Here is a 19743-nt window from a genome sequence, read left to right as displayed (position 1 = left end):
TTCGCACAAAGCTTAGAATGTTATAATGATAAGCTATTCGACAGCAGCCTCTCTTCTCCTCCTGCCCGGCGCAGAGAGACTGCCTCGCTCGCCATGGCTGATGGGATCTACTTGGCGACTGTCTCAGCAACACGGAGTATCGTTCTGAGCGCGCGGAAGACCTCAAGATAGCCGGACGCGGCGAACTCCAGTGTGCGGCCTCCCACGCGGTTTACGCCCGGGATGTCTTGCGCTGCATCAGCCATGGCTGTCTGGGGGAGTTCCACCTGAAGGCTGACTGGAGATGTAAGGACCAACGGGCGCACGCGAGCGCGGGTCCGCACCGCGTGAGCGGCTGAGTCCTCTATGAGTGCGCATGCTCTGGCAGGGCTGAGAGTGGAGGCGGCATACCGCCCGAGCCCCTGCTTGACCTCTGCCGTTGTGATTCCGGGAATCGCTGCCCGCGCCTCGGCAGCCAGCTTGTCATCTCCAGTGACGAGCACCACCGGAACACCGTACACCCCTGCTATTGCCGCATTGATCACAGTCTCCCCCACACTCTCGCCGTTCAGGCGGATCTCACGGCAGGTGGCAGGGGAGTGGTAAGTATGATCGATTACTGCCCGCTCAGTTCCTGCCTTCGCGTGATACCCGATGAACGCCGCAGCGTCGAAGGAGGAGTCGAGGCCCTCCATCATGCTGTACTGCTTGGTGCTTCCCAGGATGATCCTTACATCCGGATCCATCAGGTCGAGCCTCAGATTTCGCATGTAGTAGTGGGAGTCGTTCACCACGATCTCCGTGGCGCCGGCGGCTCTTGCGCCTCGGATCGCCGCATTCACCTCCGCAGTCAATAGCTCTCTCGTCAGGCCGTAATCCTCACCGCCTGGATCCGCCTGATCGGGGTGAACCACCCCGGCCACGCCCTCCATGTCGCACGAGATATAGATTCTCACAGCACTGCACCTGCCTTCATGTTGACGTGCGGCTTAGCTCCATAAGTATACTCAACGTTCGTTCAAGGATTCCTTCAGGCTTCCATTGGCGGGTCGGCTAGCCTATGGCCCTGGCTTGTCGGCTGTAAACACGAAATGTGCAGGATTACGGTTCGCGGAGGCGAAGAACCGTACATTGGCTGGTTGCGTGCAACCTGGTTTCTTCGGAGGAGTGTGTCCCTTGAAAGAATCGATTTGCTCTGGCGGTCGCCGGCCCAGAGGCGCCGGTTTCCTCGCATTGGCGTTGGCACTGGCAATCGTGGTTGGCTCGGCTCTTCCGGGCGCTGCGGCCAGCATTGGGTCGAGCGCGGCCGGGAAGCCAGCGTATGCGCTCACGCTCGGCCCTTATGGCGCTATTGCTGTCTCCGGTGAAGCATGGGCAGGGGTCGGCCTTTGCCATGGCGACCAGGGAGATGCTGCATCGTTCGGGCTGCGCAGCGATGGGCTTGAGTTGCTGCTCACTGGGGGCGCTAACGGGCAGGCTGCATTCGTTGGGATGGCATCGTTCAAGTGGGGTCCTGGCAGGTCAGGATCGCTTGTGCTCTCGGGCATCGCCGATCCCATGCCGGTAGCCGGGTATCGGCTGTCGCTGGGTTCGCTCGAGTATGTGCGGTTCGTGGGCGCCATGGAGAGCGAACAGAAACGCGCTCTCATGGCGCAGAGAATCGAGTACAGTCCATGGCCATGGCTCACCTTGGGGATCACCGAGACTGCCGCAGTGTCAGGCGAGGTGTCCCCAGTGCTGTTCTTGCCTGTGCCGGGCCTGCCAGTATACGCTCTGCAACATCTTGCTATCAAGCAACACCCTGTTCAGGACCGGAACATCAACGTTAACATGGGGGTGGACTTCCGGGCTGAATTCCCCATATCGCGGGGCACGGAAAGGAAAGCAGAGGCATACGGAGAGTTCTTCGCGGACGACGCTCACTTGCTGTGGGACCCCGACCCGGCTCCGTACCTTGTTGGCGTTCTGGCGGGCATCGATGTTCCGGAGATCCCTGGGATGCGCGCACTGGGCGTGAACCTCGAGTACGTTGGGATTGCGAACTTCGTATACTCCCATAAGAATCCGATCAACAACTACACGTACCACGATGCCCCGCTCGGTCATCCATTGGGCCCAGATGCCGACACGCTGATCCTGACAGTCTCGTATCGCTGTTCGCCAAAGTCGACGCTGACTCTATCGGGTGCAGTTGAACGCCACGGGGAGGGTTACATAGGGCATTCATGGTCTCCAGGCCATGGAATGGATGAGGCCTTCCTCACGGGCGTGGTCGAGAAGACCGCCATGGCCAGCCTGGGCTGGAGATGGGCTGTTGTTGGCCCCCTGTCGCTCAATGCCAGGATCGGGTTCGCCGCCAAGGGCAACTACCGGCATGTGGAGGGCACGAACTGGGCAGGGTGGAACTGCGAGGTCGGTGTCGGGGTTTTGCTCTAGTGGTGAGCTGCGAATCGCAGACCCCTATGCTAGCTCGGAGCCTGTTTGATTCAGTTGAGATGCGCAGCCATCAACAATTGGAGGCACTTGCTTGAACCGACACAACTCGACATCATCTCGGCCAAACCCGGTCCTGTGGTGGAGCCTGGCACTGGGCTTCCTGGCTATCATTGCGGCGGCGTGGTCACGCCCCGAGCTTGGCGCTGACGCTGCCCGAGCCTTCGTGGCTCATCTGTTCCCAGCGCTCACTGGCCGCCAGGTGCATCTTGCCGTGGCAATGCTTCGGAAGGCCGCCCATGTCATTGGATACGGCCTGTTCACATTGATACTTACTAACGCAATTCTATCGCTTCGCCGGGCGCCGCACACACGGGCCGATCTCTCGCGGATCGTCGTCATCTCCGCCCTGCTGGCTCTCTTTGTTGCGATACTGGATGAGCGTCTCCAGATGATGATCTCGTTTCGGAGCGGCGCAGGGCAGGATGTGGGGATCGATTTCCTGGGCATATTGGCAGGAGTGCTGTTCAGGCTGTGCCGGCCCTAACGGGCTCAGGGTTCTGCTGGCCACTGGATCTGGATCCAACAGCGTTCTGCAGCGTCTCATATTGGAGGGGCAGTCATCTGGGACGGCTCTGCTCCACTGGTCACTCGTTATCGAATTGGGGGGATTCATCATGAGAAAGACCCGCTTTGCCAGGGCTAGCCTTTGGGCTATCGCACTTCTCATCGCCCCGCTGGCATTGTCCGGATGTTTCGGCCCGCTCAGGGTGGAGACTCGCGTGCTGTACGACGACTTCAGCACCGCGGCGAATCCATGGCCCTCTGGCAGTTCTCCCGATCAATCCGCGTCCTGGGGCCGGGTCGGTTCTGGGCTGTCGGGCTACTATCACATGGACGTGAGTGGGCGCCCGAAGACGGCCACGGCTGGATTCCCGGTAAGCTCGCTGCAGCATTTCAGCGCTACCGCGAAGGCTTGGCTGGAGCAGCCAGCAACGAATGCCTCCTATGGGCTGGCATTCGGAGTAACCGGGAGCGGAGGTGCAACGAGCAACACCAAGTTCTACCTATTCCGCGTTGACCCTAACGCTCAAACATGGGAGGTCAGGAAGTACGACGGCGGGTGGGCCAGTGCCCCAATCGCCAGCGGCGGAAGCGCGTCGGGCATAAGCCCGGGCACTGCCGTGAACGAGCTATCGGTCAGTTCGGTGCTGGGGCTGGCTGATGTGTACGTGAACGGAAACCAGTTGAACGGTCGTTCTTTGGGATGCCCTGCACTTGGCTCAACGTCGTACTTGGCTTTCTACATTCAGAATGAGTTTGTTCCTGCCTACGTCGGGTTCGACGATGTCGCAGTTCTTGGCGTCAGCTTCAGCCTGAAGGATGCCAGGACCGTTCCGTGCATCGAGCCTTGCCCCATACCGCCGGGCATTGGCCCTGAAGCAGCGCCAATGCCTATTCCAGGGCAGTGAGAAGATGCCCCGGGGGAATGGCGGTCGATGGTCCGAATATGGAGGGGAGTTCGATGCTGGTCCGAGTGGCGCCATTCGCTTCGTGCCTGCGCGATTCCGGCGCGATGCAGGAACGGCTCGGTCACTGCATAGCGGAGCTTAGCCGGATTGAGGGAGTCCAGCTCCAGGTAGACGCAACTAGCTGGGCACATGCTGGTCGTTGCGATGGTTGGCATGTGATGGCGAGTAAGGGAGAGCCTGATGCCACTGTGCTCCTCATACTGAGCGGCGGCACTGAGGCGCAGGCCCTGTCCTTCCTGGCCGGCGCCAATGACCCCATGTTGATGCTAGCCCACTGCGCGGATAACGCCCTGCCTGCGGCCTTGGAGATCCTTGCTTTCGCCAACATGCAGGGCAGGCGGGGAAGGATAGTGCAGATCCGCAATGGATGGCAGGCCGAACTCCTCTCCTTGCTTCAGTTGACCGCGGTACGTTCCAGGCTCGGAAGGGCCAGGATCGGTCTGATCGGGACCAGGGATATCGAGGTGATGCCTCAGTGGGAGATGGAGGACCGGGTCAAGCGCGCATGGGGGCCGACGATTGTTCAGATGCCCGTGGAGACGCTGATCAACGCTTACCGGGCTGTGGGTGAGGGAGAGGCGCGTGCGGCTGCGGAAGACCTGGCGGCGAGAGCCGAGCGAGTGTGTGAGCCTTCTCTGGACACCATGGCAGGGGCAGGAGCGCTCTATGTCGCGCTTCGAGGCATAGTGGACTCGGAAGGGCTTGATGCGGTTGCGGTCAGGTGTTTCGATTTGCTGGATACTGTACATAATACTGGGTGCTATGCCCTGGCTCGCCTGAACGAGGAGGGAATCCCGGCTGCATGTGAGGCAGATGTGCTATCATGCATTGGGATGCTCCTGGTGCACGAGGCAGCCGATCAGCCGAGCTTCATGGCCAATCCGTCCTCCATTGACCCGGAGGGTGGAGTCGTAACCTTCGCCCATTGTACAATCGCCCGCACCATGACTGCTCGACACAGATTGCGTTCGCATTTCGAATCGGGCATAGGGGTGGGGATAGCGGGGGAACTCAGTCCGGGGAGGGCAACGGTGTTGCGCCTCGGAGGGCGCGGGCTCGATGGGGCGTTCATCGCAGGCGGCAGTATTGAGAGGTCCATCCCCAGGGAGGACATGTGCAGAACGCAGGCGGCGGTGAGATTCGATTTCCCAGGCGATGCCCGCCAAATGCTGCGGCGCCCTCTGGGCAATCACCACCTGCTGATTGCCGGCGACTGGACTGGGCTGCTATCAGAGTACTGCCAGCGGTGAGCAGAAATTCGCTACCGAGGTGATCATGTGATTCGGACTGTCATGTTCGACTTGGACGGGACTCTAGTGCCCCTAGACTACGATCGGTTCCTAAACGGGTACATCCAGGCCATTAGTTTATGCGTGGCGAGCTTCGTTGAACCGCGCCAGTTCATCCGGCAACTCCTGGCCTCCACTGAGACGATGGTGAGATCGCAGAATCCAGCCAAAACAGTTCGCCAGGTGTTCTGGGAGGATTTCGAGGCCCGGATAGGGCTTGTGGATGGCCTGGCGCCGGCGCTTGACTCTTTCTACGCCGACGATTTCCCGAGTTTGCGCCAAACGCTGGAGGTAGTGCCGCACCCCAAGGCGAGAGAGATGATCGAGGGGCTTCTCGAAACGGGGTACGATGTCGTGATTGCCACCAACCCGGTCTTCCCGATGGAGGCCATCACCGAGAGAATGCGGTGGGGCGGGGTGGATGGATTGCCCTATGCGCACGTCACATCGTATGAGACCTCACACTACTGCAAGCCGAATATCGAGTATTATGAGGAAATACTCGACCGCATCGGCAGGTCGCCTGAGGAATGCATGATGGTGGGGAACGACTGCCTCGAAGACATGGTGGCAGGGGATTTAGGGATCACCACCTACCTGGTTGAGGACTTCATGCTTGACCGCGGGCCCGACCGCAGGGAGCCGGACATGAGGGGCCGGTTCGAGAATCTTGTGCAGTTCGTGGAGTCGCCCGAGTTCAGAGCGATGTGAAACACGGGCTGCCATATGTGGGCCTTCCCCTCATTCACCATCCGTGGGCATGTGCACTATTCCCGCGATTTTGGATACATCGAGCACAAAGGATATGCCTGTTCCAGGCTTCTCCAGATGCCCTGATTCGACGATGGCCTGCAGCACCTGATCTGTGAGCTCATGTGGAATCAATGTGAGCACTACTTCCTTCTCCGGCTCGATCAATACGCCGAGGAACCGCATCCGTTCGTGTACACCGGTTCCGCGGCCGTAGAGGATTGTGCCTCCCTCCGCGCCCGCGCGGCGTGAGGCCTGCACTATCTCGTCTGCCCAGCCCTTGTTGATTATCGTCACTATCAGGTCGTAAGGCTTTGTCACGGCGTATTCCTCCCATCTTTTCCAGCAGCGCTTCCCCGGTAGACGAAACTCAGACCCTCAACAGCAAGTGTTGAGGCAAGGGCTATGAGGCACACAAGCCCGAACCCTGAATCCAGTGTGGGCTTTCCCCGTTGTGCGGCGGCGATGCCTAGGCCCAGCGACATCAGAAAGGTCACAGTGAGCGGCCCCGTGGCGACTGCGCCCGCATCGAAGGCGATCGCCACGAATGCAGGATCGATCCAGCGGAGCAGCCCCAGTGCGAGAAGATAGCCGGGGATGATGATCCTGGTCAACGGTATTCCCAGGGTGATGAGGCAATAGCCGAGCGACACAAGAAGAGCGACGCCTCCGGCCATGGTGAGAAGGAGAGTCCTTGCGCGGATGTGACCGCTTGACGCCTTCTCAACCTCCTCGCTCAGCACCTGCGCTGATGGCTCCGCCAGCACCACCAGCAGCCCTAGGATGAACCCAACAGGCGCAACAACCCAAGGCTGCGCGAGAAGCCCCAGCTTGGCGCCGAGCCTGTGCCCCATGGGGACGAAGGCGATATTCACGCCCTGGAGGAACAGAGCCAGTCCTACGAACGTGGAGATCATTCCGGCGGCCACCCTGCGCACGAATGCTCTAGGAAGCCTCAGGAACAGCACCTGGAACACAACGAACAGCACTCCGAGGGGGATGAGCGTCCGAGCAACCTCAGCCGCCACGGCGCCAAACCCGCTGAAGACTGCAAGCCCCATTGCCGCCCACGCACTCCCGCCCGCCCCGCCTGCTCCACAGGCCTGTGCTGCCTGTGCTGCCTCAAGGGCGCCGATCATCATCGGGTCCATCTGACGATCACCCCCCAGACCATCATCACCAGGACAGGACCCAGAGTCGCGAGCCCCACAAGGCCAAACTCATCGGCAAGCGATCTCTTCCGCTGCAGAACTGAAGCTGTCCCAAGGCCCAGAGCGATTACGCAGGGCACTACCATCGGGCCGGTTGCCGCCGAACCCGAGTCGAAGAAGAGCGGCGCCAGCTCAGGCACTGTGAAGAAGGACAACAGTATCGCGATGGAATACCCCGCGATGAACAGGAGCCGCGAAGGGATGTTCAGGACGATGCGGAGCATCGCAACTGTCACCAGAAAGCCCATCCCCGAGGATATCATCACGCCCAGCATGCGCACACTCAGGGATGAGTCTTGGAGAGAGGCCACTTGCGCAGTGAGTACGTGCAGCGACGGATCTGCGATGGTGACGCTGAAACTGAACACGAACGCAGTGATCACCAGAAGAGCTGGGGAACTACGTGCGGGAAGGCTTGCACCGATGATCTCGCCCATGGGCAGAAGCGCGATTCTTGTCCCACGGAGGAAGAAGAGGAGTCCAATGGCGGCGAATGAGGCGCCGATGGCGATGCGCGCCAGATCAGTCCATGACACATCCAGGAAGAGTGCGCCGAGGGACGCGACGGCGATTGTGAGTGGAGCCACGGCCGTGATTACTTCCATGAGCGCCTGGCATAGCGGCGACGTCAACAGGGCATTCTCCTTTCGACTATTGTGCGGCGTGCCCATATTGGCTTATTCCGTGCCCAGCGCAATTGACCTTCCGGTTGATCGTATTTCCATGCATTGCACCTTAATCTGTCTGATCATCATGGAAAGTTGCGGGAGGTTCGGGCGCCTTCCCCAGCGCACTTGGGTGCGGATAGTAAGGCCGGGCAACCACCGGACATAATGAAGCGCGAAGGCCCCCAGGCGGTCAACGGCGCCACGCACGCCATGCGCAGGACGCATAGCAATACGAGCACGCCCCCGCTGGGAGCCTTCGCTGATGTCCAGTCACTCACTGCCGGATGTCTCGTCGATGCCCCGGCGAGGAAGAACGTGCTGCGCATGCAGAAAGGCGGAGCTGATCACTATGACCAGTGCGACACTCGTCGCGGGTTCGCCTCACCACAGGCCGGACCCTACGGCACTACTCGGCCGCCAGCACGTGCAGGGAGTTCTCGTCGAACCTGATGCCAGCTGTGTCGCCCACCTCAAGAGGCGTGCTCCTAGCCGGATTGTGATCAATAAGTGTGAAGGGCGGACTGCCGGCGTCCATTCCGTCAAGCTCAAGTCCGTACTCCATGTAGGAACCGAAGTAGACCGCCTTGATGACCCGCCCACTGGTATGGGCAGGAGGTTCCTCGCCGGTATCGGCGCGAGCAAGCGACGCGGCCTCAGGCCTGCACACAACCAGCACACGTCCTCCGCACTCGGAAGCCTTCTCATCTAGGCCTGCGACACCCTCCACAAGGATCTCCTGCCCGAACAGATTCACCCTGAAGAAGTCTCGCCCTGAGGCGGCGCCGGCCTGCTGGACAGGCAGGGCGGCGGGCGTCCTGACGCAGCCAACCATCAGGCCAGGTAGGAAATTCACACGGCCGATGAAATCGGCCACGAACCTCGAAATAGGCTCGGAGTACACCTCTCGAGGCGTGCCAACCTGCTCGATCCGACCGCGGTTCATTATCACAATCCTGTCGGAGATGGCCATCGCCTCAGACTGGTCGTGAGTCACATATATAGCCGTGATCGACAGCCGCTGCTGGATTCTGCGGATCTCCTCTCGCATCTGCTCGCGGAGCTTAGCATCGAGGTTCGAGAGTGGTTCATCGAACAGCAGCACCTGAGGCTCTACCACCAGTGCGCGAGCGAGAGCAACGCGCTGCTGCTGCCCACCTGATAGCTGCCCTGGCTGGCGAGATTCGAATCCCGTAAGCCCGACCAACTCCATCATCCGCTTCGTCCGTTCGTGCTTCTCGGCATTGCCAGCCTTTCTGAACCGCAGGCCGTACGCCACATTTTCGCCAACGGTCATGTGAGGGAACAGCGCGTAGCTCTGGAACACCATGGCGGTGTCGCGGTTGTTCGGGGCCACATTGGTCACGTCGCGGTCGCCTATGAGCACACGGCCTGATGTTGGATTCTCGAAACCGGCGACCATCCGGAGGGTGGTGGTTTTCCCACACCCGGAGGGGCCAAGGAAGGTGACTAGCTCGCCTTCGTTGATGGTGAGGCAGACGTTGTCTGCGGCTGCTGCCTGAGCGCCGCCTGGGCTAACGAACACCTTGGTGAGGCCATCGAGCTTAACGCTCTTTGCTGAGATCGACATTTCAACTCAACTCCTGCCAACCTTCTGCCGTAACCTGCTCTACCTGGGAATCATCCCGCTTGGCGATCGCTGTTCGCCCACGAACGCCCTCATTATGGCGAACGCGGCCATCACGATGACTATGAGGATGATGGAGAGGACACTGGCTGCGCCGAGCCTCATGATCTCAGTCTGCGACAGCACAAGGCATGTGAGATGATTCCACCTGGCCGACACGAGGAAGACCACGGCGCTCACAGCTGTCATGCTGCGGACGAAGGTGTATGAGAGGCCTGCCAGCATTGCAGGGCGGACCAGCGGAAGCGTGATGTGCTGGAAGGTGTATCTCGTTCCAGCTCCGAGGTTCGTCGATGCCTCTTCTATGGAGCGATCGATCTGTTGCAGCGATGCGACGCCCGCTTCTATGCCCACTGGCATCTCGCGGAACACGAAGCACAGCATGATTATAAAAGGGGTTCCAGTGAGGAGAAGCGGAGGTTTGTTGAACGCAAGGATGTACCCAATGCCCACGACCGTTCCGGGCACTGCGAAGCCCAGCATCGACGTGAATCCGAGCAGGCTCTTGCCAGGAAACTCCTTGCGCACGAGCAGAAATGCGATAACCATGGCGAGCACTCCGGTGACTGGGGTCGCTCCGGCAGCCATGATCACTGTGGACCTAATGCTCTGCCTTCCTACGTCCCACGCATATCTGAAATGCTCGAAGGTCGGGGTCCAGTTCACTCCCCATAGCTTAACGAAAGCGCCGGCTATCACCACTGAGTAGAACATGATGGTTATGACGGACACTGCCCAACACACCGCCTGGCAGAGCATGGTTACGCCAGGTGAGACCATGGGTATGGTGTGCATACTGGGTTTGCCTGTAACCGTCACATACGACTTGCGCGACACCCAGTACCTTTCCACCGCAAACGCGATCATGGCCGGGATAAGGAGCATGATGGCCAGGGCCGAACCTCGGGGCATGTTGAACATCCCCGTGAATTGCAGGTAGGCCTGAACCGACAGGACATCATACCTACCCGAGAGCACCATGGGGTTTGCGAAGTCTGCAAGCGATGTAACGAATACGAGAAGCCAAGAGCTTGCGAGCCCAGGCATGGCAAGCGGCAGAGTTATGGTCCGGAACACGGCAACCCGGGAGGCGCCCAGGTTCAGAGCGCCATCCTCAAGGTCGGCGTTGATCGCCTTGAGGACGCCGTCGAGGACCATGTAGGCGATGGGGAACATGCCGAGAGTCTGCACAAAGACCAGGCTCCACAGGCCGTACACATTGAAGTCCTGAATTCCCAGAAGTTGCTTTGTGATCAGCCCGTTTCGGCCCAAGAGGAGTATCACAGATAGGGTGAACATGAACGGCGGAGATATGATTGGAAGAAGCGCCATCTGCCGAAGGAATTGCGCGGGCCGCGCATTGGCGCGATTGAGCCCGAATGCGAAGATGAAGCCGATTATCGTTGAGGTTGTGGCTACTATCGCGCCGAGCCTGAAACTATTCGTGAACGACTTTCGGAGCCACCTCTGCTTGAGGACGTATCTGTACGTGTCGAGGCTGAGCTTGCCCTTGGGAGCGATGCTTAGCCACAGCACTTTGAACACTGGATAGACCACGAAGACAAATAGGAGAATGACCACTGCTATGAGTGTGATGAGAAGCATCGGGTCGCGCGCGAGCGCCCTCAGGTTCGACGATAGCTCTCGTGATCTGCTGGTCCGGGGCGCGTCGTGCCTTGTAGCAGTAGCTGATCCCACTGATCCACCCCCCTTAGCTAGAAACGGGGAGGCGGCGTTTGCTGCCTCCCCATCATGAGTTCCCATGCGAGATCTCAGGCACGCTTGGCAACTACCTGCTGCTGTAGATCTCGTTGTTCCAGCGTTCCACGAGCCTCTCCTTCTGGGATGCGGCCCACACATCGTCCTGATCAATGGTGTTGACCTGATCTATCGGGATCGCGCCGGGCATGAGCTGAACCTTTACAAACGGGACAACGCCCATCTTGGCATAGATCTCAGCCGCCCTGGCTCCGAGGCCCCAATCGTAGAGCTTCTTCGCGTTCTCCGGCTGCTTCCCGCCCTTGACCAGCGAGATCGAAGCGACCTCAAAGCCAGTTCCCTCCGATGCGAAGGTGATCGTGATGGGGTATCCTTGGGAAATAAGCTTGACCTGATCGTGGGCGTAGCCGATTGCCACTGCGCACTCGCCCAAGGCTGCGCTCTTTCCAGGCGCTGAGCCTGATTTGGTGTACTGCGACATGTTCTTATCGAGAGCCTTGAGATACTGGAAGGCCTTCTCCTCGCCCCACAGCTGGACTATAGTGGCCAGCATGTTGTAAGCAGTTCCAGACGTGCCTGGGTTCGCCATCTGGATCTGGTTCTTGAACTGAGGCTTGAGAAGATCGGCCCATGAGGTCGGGGCCTCAACCTTCAGCTCCTTTAGCCTCTGGATGTTGCTGGCAAAGGAGAGCGGGCCTGCATAGATTCCGATCCAGTAGTTGTCTTTGTCCCTGAACTGCTTGGGGATGTGGTTGGCGGCAGCCGACTTGTAGGGCGTCGTCAGCCCCTTGTTCTTGGCCTCGATGTGGCCTAGGCCCACACCGCCGTACCATATGCTGGCCTGTGGATTTCCGGACTCGGCTTCCATCCTAGCCACGGCCTCGCCGGTGGTGAGCCTCACCCACTCGACCTTTATCCCAGTGTCCTTCTCGAACGCCGCGAACGCCTCGCGTGCGAGCGGTTCGTCGAGAGTGGTGTACGCCACGACCTTCTCGGCTGCTATCGCCGGTGCGACCATTAGAGCGGCGAGGGCAAGGCATGACAGAACAACGAGTAGACCACGCTTCATAAGAGAGCCTCCTCCTGCAGTGCTGGGCGGTATGCCCAGTGATCATTATTCTGTATATTTCTACATGCGGGCGGATGGTTCCTTCAGATGTTATCCAAATCAAGGGCGACAAGCCAGTGCACAAGGCCACAGTGACCTCTTAGGATCTGCCAAATGCCTGGCGTAGTGCATCTGAGAGCTCCGCGGCTGACTCGATTATCACGAGCGGGATGTTGTTCGCCCCGGTGGCGTCGCGTATGAAACCATCGGAGTCGCTATTGGCTGTGGCGATGAAGCAGGTCAGCCACTTCCAACAGGTGTTCAGCAGTCTCTCTTCGAACGGATCGCGCCCCCCCGAGCCGCCAAGGTACACGCCTATGAGGAAAACCCCGCGAGCTTTGGCCTTCGCCATCAGGTCCATTACGCGTCCGGTTTCCACCCGTTCAGTGGTTCTCGCAGCCTTTAACGCATCAGGACTGCTGCTGAACGTGACCAAGATGCTGTTGAACCCCAGAGTGTCACAACAGATGGCGCCTGAGCTAGAGGTTGGCTTGAGCCCAGCTGCTTCAGCCGCTGCTAGGACGCGCTCAAAATCATCGCCTCGCCCGGCAGTCGTGACGTACACAGGGGGCTTCGGCGCCGGAGCAGCCGCGAATGCAGCAGGGCCTATGGAGACCGCTGCGAGGATGAGCGCGACAACGAACGATCCGGCCAGTCTGCGGATGCCTGCGACTGTGTTCAATGCAGATCACTCCTCTCCCGCAATCAGGGCAGACATTCATCATGAATCCATCGAATCCTTCCCAGAGTGCGTCGAGTCGCATCTGCCAGTGTCAGTACAGTAGCAGGCGACACTGTCGGTCGGGCGCGCTGCCTGGGGAATGGCTTGGCCCACGAGAATACGCCGATCTGTGGAGAAGGGGAAGCCGCATTGCCAACTCATCCCCTTCCTACACGTGGGCCTGCTCCTGATTCTGATGTTGGCTTCACTTCAATCGTGTAACTCCCGGAGAATCCACGCTGCGGTGGGCCGGGGCATTCGATGAACTCCAGCGTGACCGCAACTGCCACAAGGAAAGAGCCGAACGCAAGTATCCAGCCGCCAATCACGCGCACAAATTCCAGGAAGGATCTTCTGCCAGCCTGCCCCATGCGCACACGCTCCTTTGAACATCCTCGACTGCGCTCATCTCTTGTACCAGATACGCAGTCGCACCATCATGTGTGTCCGGCCATATCTCACACACTCCGCTTGACACCTGTAGTCCCGGTGTCTATAGTGCATATATACGATATACACACCACGCCTTCGGTTCGCACAGGAGCACGAACACGTAGGCCGGGAATGGAAGCAGGGATGCCGTCTGTGAACATCAGTGTGTCGCCGAACAACCCGGTTCCCCTGTACCAGCAGATAGTCGACCAGATCAAGGCGAAGATCCTCTCAGGAGAGCTCCAACCCGGTGGCTCGCTTCCATCCATGCGACAGCTCGCTGAGGAGCTGCTCGCAAGCGTAATCACGACGAAACGGGCCTACTCCGAGCTTGAGAGGGAGGGGCTCATCATCACAAGGCCTGGGCTTGGCGCCTTCGTTGCCGACCTTAGCGGAGATACCGTCGAGCGTGTCAAGACTGAGCTTGTGGCTGGGCATCTGCGGGCTGCGGTGAAGTCGTCTAGGGAGCTTGGCATCGCGGATGATCAGGTCATCAGGATGCTACGGGAAATGCTTAGGGGATCGTTGGGAGGTCGTAGGGATGAGTGATACTCTGCTTAGGCTCTCAGGCGTATCGAAGAAGTACCCAGGGTTTGAACTGAAGGATGTATCGTTTGAGCTGCACAGAGGTTACATCATGGGCCTGATCGGCCCGAATGGCGCGGGCAAGACCACCACAATCAGGATAATCAACAACCTGGCCAGGGCCTCCGCTGGGGAAGTGACAGTATTCGGCCTCGACAGCGTGGGGGACGAGACCGAGATCAAGCGGCGCATGGGGTATGTTCCCGAGAACCACAATTTCTACGATCAGATGTCGGTGAACTGGACTGCGGGGTTCGTGCGAAGCTACTACCCCAAGTGGGATCAGGCATACTTCGCGGCCCTGCTCGACAAGTACTCCATCGATCCTAGGAAGAAGGTGGGCGATCTCTCCAAGGGAACCAGGGCGAAGCTCGCGGTGGCTCTCGCCATGGCTCACAGGCCGGAACTGCTCATACTGGATGAGCCAACGTCCGGGCTGGATCCAGTGGTCAGGCATGAGCTCCTCGGCGAGCTCAGGAGTTTCGTGGGCGATGGGGAGCGGTCTGTGCTGTTCTCGTCGCACATAACGCCTGACCTTGAGCGTATCGCCGACTACATCACGATCCTCGTGGATGGGAGAGTGGCGGTAAGCGACGACAGAGAGAGCCTGCTTGAGCGATACCGATCCGCGAATCCTACGGCATCAATCGACGATATTCTGATGTCGATTGTGAAGGGGAGGGCCTGACATGCTGAAACTAGCCTGGAAAGACCTCTACGCTAACCGCTCGCAACTGCTGTTGCCGATTGGGTTCGCTGGCGCAGTGCTCGTGATCGCCGTGGTCTCGCGTCGCAGTGACGCATTGATGTTCGTGGATTCGCTTATGGGAACCTATTCGATGCTCATCGGCCCATTCTTCGCACTTGCTTCCATGATGCTGGAAGAGAAGAACCGCACCCTTGGGTTTCTCCGAACCATGCCTGTAAATGCGGGTGAGATCGTGGCATCGAAGTTCGTATCCACCCTCGCCGCGACAGCGATCCTCGCCGTGTCCTTCATCGGGCTATCCACCCTGAGCGCTGAGGCGTTTCCAGCGTGGGAAGGCAGGTCCTGGAGCATGTTGGGGATCACGATGTCGATGTTCGTGAGCCTCGCAGAGGCTGGAGTGGCGCTTGGGATCTCATTCAAGTGGGGAACGAGCGCGGCGAGAGCGGCAATCATGGTCATGGTGACGCTCTTCTACCTCGGCCCAATAGTTGTCCTGAGGAAAGGCGCGAGCATTGAGGACATCTTTCGTATGATCACCAATCCGGACGCCCGAACTGCACTGATTGTCGCCGCCGTCTCGCTTGCGATATACTTTGCTGAGATGCTTGTGGCGCAGGAGCTCTTCAGGCGCAAGGAGATCGCGTGAAGGGGTTTGTGCGAAGGGGATTGTGCGGGGAATCCTGCGCCCGGGCCCAGGCCGTGAGGCACTAGTCGCGCGCAAAGGAGCTGTAGGCGGAGTGTATGAGCACGTCGTGAGGCCGGCAAGCATTGCAGTTATCGGCGCCAGCAATGACCTGGCCAAACCGGGCGGGCGTGTGATTGCCAACATAGTGTCCAGTGGCTTCGCAGGCCTGCTTTGGGCAGTCAACGCCAAAGATCCGCACGTCGCAGGGGTTCCAACGTTCAAGTCAGTCGACGAATTGCCCTCGGCGCCGGAGCTCGCGATCATCGCGATACCTGCCCCTGCCGTTCGAGGCGCCATGGAAGCACTCGCGTCTCTGGGCGCCCGTGCGGCGGTTATCCTCAGTGCGGGGTTCGGAGAGGCATCTGAGGAAGGGAAGCGCGAAGAGCAGCACCTGCTCGAGATCGCTCGCAGGGCTGGGATGACGCTTATCGGACCGAACTGCATGGGTGTGCTCACTCCGGCTTACGCGGGGGTGTTCGCTGGCCTCACTCCGAAGCTCGAGCCTGGCCGGATCGATGTGATCAGTGGCTCTGGCGCCACCGCCGACTTCCTTCTGGAGATTGCGGTAGAGCGCGGCCTTCCGATCAGCAATGTGTTTACGGTTGGAAACGCGGCTCAGGTCGGAGTGGAGGATGTCCTTGGGATGATGGACGATCACTTCGGTCCGGGCGATGCGCGTGTGAAGATCATATACATGGAATCAGTCAGGAAGCCCAGCAAGCTCCTGAGACACTCCCGCTCCCTCATAGGCAAGGGCTGCTCCATCGTTGGAGTGAAATCGGGCGCGACATCTGCCGGATCCCGGGCGGCGGCAAGCCATACCGGGGCGATGGCGACTAGCGATGCCGCTGTGGAAGCGCTCTTCGAGAAGGCCGGGATAATACGGGTCAAGAGCAAGTCCGAGCTGGTGGATGTGGCCGGTATCCTTCTCACTGCAGGAGCTCTGAACGGGCGAAACGTGTGCGTGCTCACCGACGCGGGCGGGCCAGGTGTGATGCTCGCAGATGAACTGGTCAGGCAGGGGCTTGACCTGCCCGAGCTCGGCGAACATACTCAGGCCCGGCTACGAGAGTTCATGTGGCCGGGCAGTTCAGTGAAGAATCCCATCGACTGCCTTGCCACCAGAACGCCCAATCAGATCGAGCAGGCCATGAAGGTCATCTCCGAGGAAGAGCGCGGCCGAATTGATGTGGCAGTGATAATCATGGGGGACCCTGGGATGGGCGGCATCCGCGAGATGTACCAGGCGATGGGCAGGGCCATTCAGGGCAGCCCCATTCCGGTTATCCCGGTCGCAACGTGCCCCGTCATGTCACGCGATGCGCTCGTGGAGTTCCGCGACTCGGGCAGGTTCTTCTTCACCGAAGAGGTGGCGCTAGGCCGTGCGCTGGGCGCGGTGGTGAACAGACCTCGGCCTGCAGCGCCAGTGACTACGCTGCCCGGCTACGATAGGGATGCCATAGCTCATCTCCTGAACACGGAGTGGCCCGGCGCCGGCGCTGGCCCCCTCCCTCCGGAACTCGCAGCGCGCGTGCTCGTGGCTGCGGGCTTCCGACTTCCGGCCCAGGCTGTGGCCCAGCTGCCCGGGGAGGTGGAGGCGGCGTGCAGGGCTGTCGGATTCCCCCTGGTCATGAAGGTCATCGGGCCGATTCATAAGACCGATGTGGGCGGCGTGGTCCTCGGAGTGGACGGTCCGGAGCGAGCTGCCGCCAATTGGGAAAGGCTCATGTCCATCGCTGGAGCCACGGGTGTGCTGTTTCAGCCCATGGTGGAGGGAACCGAGATGATCATCGGCGCCGCCCGTGAAGGCGAGTTCGGGGCTATGGTCATGTTCGGCCTGGGTGGAATCTTCACCGAGGTTCTCAAGGACGTGAAGTTCGCCTTGGCGCCTCTCGGGCTCGACGAGTGCGTCGCGATGGTGAACTCCATCCGTGGCCGCCGCCTTCTCGATGGCGTTCGCGGCGGGCGGGCCGTCGACATTGAGGCAGTTGCCGACTGTATTGCCAGGGTTGGCCTTCTGGCATCGGACTTCCCGGACATCACTGAGATGGACCTCAACCCCATCAAGGGCTTCGGTTCCCACCTATACGCCGTGGACGTCAGGATCATCGCGGGCCGGCGGATTTGCCCACAGTAGTGTGCTCTGCTTTGCGGCAGAGCACACGGAAGACATAGCGACGGCCGCCCGAAGAGCGGGCCTACTTGCCCGCGCTGGCGGCCGCCGCTTGCTGTTAGTTGGTCAAGCATGGTCAAGCATGACCATGCGCGTCAGGGCAATCAGGCTTTCATGTCGGTATGGGCAAGCTTCCCCTGCCTCACCTTGCTGAGCACGCTTATTGCCTCTACGATCATCCAAACTTCCAACACCATGATGATCCCGTCTATCACGACCAGGAGCACATTACCCTTCGCGAGGTAGTTGAGGAAGTTGGCTACCATGCCCCATGTGGTCATGATCACCATGAACACCATCGGGATCAGAGTGTAATGGATGGGCTTGTGGTTCTTCGCCAGATACACTGTAATGGTGAGCAACGCCAGGCCTGCGAGCAACTGGTTAGTGGCTCCGAACAGAGGCCATAGCACGTTGGCGCTGCCATGGAAAGCCATTAAGTAGGCGGTGACGGTTGCGATGCCGGCGGCGATGTACTTGTTGTCGAGCCACTTCTGCCCAACACTGTCGCCAAACTCGGAGATCACGTAGCGTTGTAGGCGCGTGGCGGTGTCGATAGTTGTGCTCGCGAAGCTGACCATGAAGACCGCCAGTATGTTGAGTGCCAGCGCATTGGAAATGCCCACGGACTCGACAATCCTAGCGCCTCCCTCGGCAAATGTGGGAAGTGCGGGAATTTTCGCGTAGTTCGCATACGTAGTGAGCCATGCCTCTTTGGACATTCCCGTAGTGACCGAGATGATGACCAGTGTGGCCAGAGCGGCCTCGAGGAGCATGCCTCCATATCCCACCGCCAACGCGCTGGGCTCCTTGTCGATCTGCTTGGAGCTAGTTCCGCTCGACACCAGGCTGTGGAAGCCGGATATCGCGCCGCAGGCTATGGTTATGAACAGGAACGGGAACATAGGAGGCGCACCGGCGGGCGCGGACACAACCGCAGGCGCCACCATGGGCATGGGCTTGATGATGATTCCTATCATCAGCAGCACCATGGCCACTCCAAGCTCCAGCGCGTTAATGTAGTCGCGCGGCTGCAGCAGACGCTGGACAGGCATCGTGGAGGCGAAGAAGATATAGACCATTATTATGATGAGCCACACAGGCTTGGAGAGGCTGACCGGGATGAACAGCCCAACCCAGATCGTGAAGTACATGGCGATGATCGCCGCGATGGACCCCAGGAGCAGGCTTCCTTTCTTGTTGTAGAGGTACCACGAGAGCGTCATGGCTATCGCAATCTCGATCCAGATTGGGAAGACGCACTGAGGATACTGGACAAACAGGTTTGCCATGAGGATCGCGAATATCGCTATCACGATCCACAGGGAGAAGAAGATGATCAGGAAGAACAGTGACCTTGTGCGCGGATTCACAACTGATCCCGTGATGTCGCCAATGGATCGCCCGTCGTGGCGCATTGAGATAACCAGAGCTCCGAGGTCGTGCACCGCTCCTGCGAAGATTGATCCGAAGACCACCCACAGCAGGGCGGGCACCCATCCCCATATCACCCCTAGCACTGGGCCGACGATCGGGCCGGTGCCGGCGATAGATGTGAAGTGGTGACCGGCAAGGATGAACTTGTTGGTGGGCACGTAGTCCACGCCGTCGTTGTGTTTCTCAGCAGGCGTGATGTTATTGGTCGCCAGTTCGAATACCTTTGAGCCGAGCTTCTTCCCGTAGAGGTTGTACGCCAGGATGTACAGGACGAACGTCACAACCATCACCAAGAGAGAATTCACGTAGTTCACCTCCGCACGTCATTGAGCAAGCTGATGCCTCCTGTGCTATCCAGAGGTGGTGATTCGATGCACATTGGCGAATTCCTGCTAATTTGTGCATGTCAGACTTAACTACTTGGGAATGAAGCCAAATAATGCAATACAGCACGCTCTGCGACTTGAGAGATAGGGGGAACTCGACGTACCCTGCCCAGATTGCCATCGTTGGGCGCAATAGGCCAACTGACGACATGACATTACGCTCCACAAATTGACAATACGGAATTAGCACGGGTCCGGGCGTGCCGGAACCTGGGAATAACGCAGGCAATACATTCTCTTGCTGGGGTTGTGGGGCTTGATGAGTGTAGCATGGAGTGGAT

Annotated in this window: 18 protein-coding genes; 9 read left to right on the top strand and 9 right to left on the bottom strand. The window is 59.4% G+C overall.

What is annotated here, in order from left to right:
- Positions 1–107: 107 nt before the first annotated feature.
- Positions 108–935 carry a M55 family metallopeptidase gene (locus tag VB144_12650; GenBank protein MEA4884478.1) on the bottom strand — a complete coding sequence of 276 codons (828 nt, stop codon included), beginning with the start codon at positions 933–935 and terminating at the stop codon, positions 108–110.
- 220 nt (positions 936–1155) lie between these two features.
- On the opposite strand from VB144_12650, the gene VB144_12645 reads away from it, so the two are divergent.
- The 5 genes from VB144_12645 (at position 1156) to VB144_12625 (ending at position 5944) form a co-directional block, all read left to right on the top strand.
- Positions 1156–2415, top strand: a complete 1260-nt coding sequence (locus tag VB144_12645) for a capsule assembly Wzi family protein (GenBank protein ID MEA4884477.1) — start codon at positions 1156–1158, stop codon at positions 2413–2415.
- A 91-nt stretch (positions 2416–2506) separates the two neighbouring features.
- Positions 2507–2959 (top strand): VanZ family protein, encoded by a 453-nt coding sequence (locus VB144_12640; GenBank protein ID MEA4884476.1) that lies wholly within the window; start codon positions 2507–2509, stop codon positions 2957–2959.
- Positions 2960–3089: 130 nt separating this feature from the next.
- On the top strand, positions 3090–3884 hold the full coding sequence (locus VB144_12635) for a hypothetical protein (GenBank protein MEA4884475.1): 795 nt from the start codon (positions 3090–3092) through the stop codon (positions 3882–3884).
- A gap of 53 nt (positions 3885–3937) precedes the next feature.
- Entirely contained in the window at positions 3938–5194 is a 1257-nt protein-coding gene (locus VB144_12630; GenBank protein ID MEA4884474.1) for a hypothetical protein, read from the top strand.
- A 27-nt stretch (positions 5195–5221) separates the two neighbouring features.
- Positions 5222–5944: an HAD family hydrolase gene (locus tag VB144_12625; GenBank protein MEA4884473.1), complete on the top strand. Its 723-nt coding sequence runs from the start codon at positions 5222–5224 to the stop codon at positions 5942–5944.
- A gap of 30 nt (positions 5945–5974) precedes the next feature.
- Here the strand turns inward: VB144_12625 and VB144_12620 are convergent, their stop codons facing one another.
- The 7 genes from VB144_12620 to VB144_12590 all read right to left on the bottom strand — a co-directional run bounded on the left by VB144_12620 (position 5975) and on the right by VB144_12590 (position 13016).
- Positions 5975–6304, bottom strand: a complete 330-nt coding sequence (locus VB144_12620) for a P-II family nitrogen regulator (GenBank protein ID MEA4884472.1) — start codon at positions 6302–6304, stop codon at positions 5975–5977.
- Positions 6301–7134, bottom strand: a complete 834-nt coding sequence (locus VB144_12615; GenBank protein MEA4884471.1) for a DUF1538 domain-containing protein — start codon at positions 7132–7134, stop codon at positions 6301–6303. Before VB144_12615 ends, VB144_12620 begins: the two co-directional genes overlap by 4 nt.
- Complete coding sequence (locus VB144_12610) at positions 7122–7826, bottom strand: DUF1538 domain-containing protein (GenBank protein ID MEA4884470.1); 705 nt, start codon at positions 7824–7826, stop codon at positions 7122–7124. Before VB144_12610 ends, VB144_12615 begins: the two co-directional genes overlap by 13 nt.
- A 442-nt stretch (positions 7827–8268) precedes the next feature.
- Positions 8269–9450 carry an ABC transporter ATP-binding protein gene (locus tag VB144_12605; GenBank protein MEA4884469.1) on the bottom strand — a complete coding sequence of 394 codons (1182 nt, stop codon included), beginning with the start codon at positions 9448–9450 and terminating at the stop codon, positions 8269–8271.
- A 39-nt stretch (positions 9451–9489) separates the two neighbouring features.
- Positions 9490–11205: an iron ABC transporter permease gene (locus tag VB144_12600; GenBank protein ID MEA4884468.1), complete on the bottom strand. Its 1716-nt coding sequence runs from the start codon at positions 11203–11205 to the stop codon at positions 9490–9492.
- Positions 11206–11296: 91 nt separating this feature from the next.
- Positions 11297–12295 (bottom strand): ABC transporter substrate-binding protein, encoded by a 999-nt coding sequence (locus VB144_12595; protein MEA4884467.1) that lies wholly within the window; start codon positions 12293–12295, stop codon positions 11297–11299.
- Between the two features lie 139 nt (positions 12296–12434).
- The gene (locus VB144_12590; protein ID MEA4884466.1) at positions 12435–13016 is read right to left on the bottom strand and encodes a DUF6305 family protein; all 582 of its coding nucleotides are present in this window, start codon (positions 13014–13016) and stop codon (positions 12435–12437) included.
- A gap of 624 nt (positions 13017–13640) precedes the next feature.
- Here VB144_12590 and VB144_12585 point away from each other — a divergent pair.
- The 4 genes from VB144_12585 (at position 13641) to VB144_12570 (ending at position 17603) form a co-directional block, all read left to right on the top strand.
- Complete coding sequence (locus VB144_12585) at positions 13641–14036, top strand: GntR family transcriptional regulator (protein ID MEA4884465.1); 396 nt, start codon at positions 13641–13643, stop codon at positions 14034–14036.
- Entirely contained in the window at positions 14029–14760 is a 732-nt protein-coding gene (locus VB144_12580; GenBank protein ID MEA4884464.1) for an ABC transporter ATP-binding protein, read from the top strand. Before VB144_12585 ends, VB144_12580 begins: the two co-directional genes overlap by 8 nt.
- A 1-nt stretch (position 14761) precedes the next feature.
- Positions 14762–15427, top strand: coding sequence for an ABC-2 transporter permease (locus tag VB144_12575; GenBank protein ID MEA4884463.1), 666 nt, complete (start codon positions 14762–14764; stop codon positions 15425–15427).
- A gap of 91 nt (positions 15428–15518) precedes the next feature.
- The gene (locus VB144_12570) at positions 15519–17603 is read left to right on the top strand and encodes an acetate--CoA ligase family protein (protein ID MEA4884462.1); all 2085 of its coding nucleotides are present in this window, start codon (positions 15519–15521) and stop codon (positions 17601–17603) included.
- A 140-nt stretch (positions 17604–17743) separates the two neighbouring features.
- Here the strand turns inward: VB144_12570 and VB144_12565 are convergent, their stop codons facing one another.
- Positions 17744–19381, bottom strand: coding sequence for a carbon starvation protein A (locus VB144_12565; GenBank protein ID MEA4884461.1), 1638 nt, complete (start codon positions 19379–19381; stop codon positions 17744–17746).
- Positions 19382–19743: the final 362 nt, after the last annotated feature.

The sequence above is a fragment of the Clostridia bacterium genome (genome assembly GCA_034926675.1).
Taxonomy (GTDB): domain Bacteria; phylum Bacillota; class DTU025; order DTU025; family DTU025; genus JAYFQW01.
Note: the sequence above shows the minus strand (reverse complement) of the source record. Positions and strands in the feature narration are given on the sequence as shown.

Excerpts from the sequence above, each read along its gene's own strand:
- VB144_12575 (MEA4884463.1), top strand. The coding sequence starts at position 14,762 with ATGCTGAAACTAGCCTGGAAAGACCTCTACGCTAACCGCTCGCAACTG.
- VB144_12605 (MEA4884469.1), bottom strand. The coding sequence starts at position 9,450 with ATGTCGATCTCAGCAAAGAGCGTTAAGCTCGATGGCCTCACCAAGGTG.
- VB144_12580 (MEA4884464.1), top strand. The coding sequence starts at position 14,029 with ATGAGTGATACTCTGCTTAGGCTCTCAGGCGTATCGAAGAAGTACCCA.
- VB144_12595 (MEA4884467.1), bottom strand. The coding sequence starts at position 12,295 with ATGAAGCGTGGTCTACTCGTTGTTCTGTCATGCCTTGCCCTCGCCGCT.
- VB144_12630 (MEA4884474.1), top strand. The coding sequence starts at position 3,938 with ATGCTGGTCCGAGTGGCGCCATTCGCTTCGTGCCTGCGCGATTCCGGC.
- VB144_12615 (MEA4884471.1), bottom strand. The coding sequence starts at position 7,134 with ATGGACCCGATGATGATCGGCGCCCTTGAGGCAGCACAGGCAGCACAG.
- VB144_12635 (MEA4884475.1), top strand. The coding sequence starts at position 3,090 with ATGAGAAAGACCCGCTTTGCCAGGGCTAGCCTTTGGGCTATCGCACTT.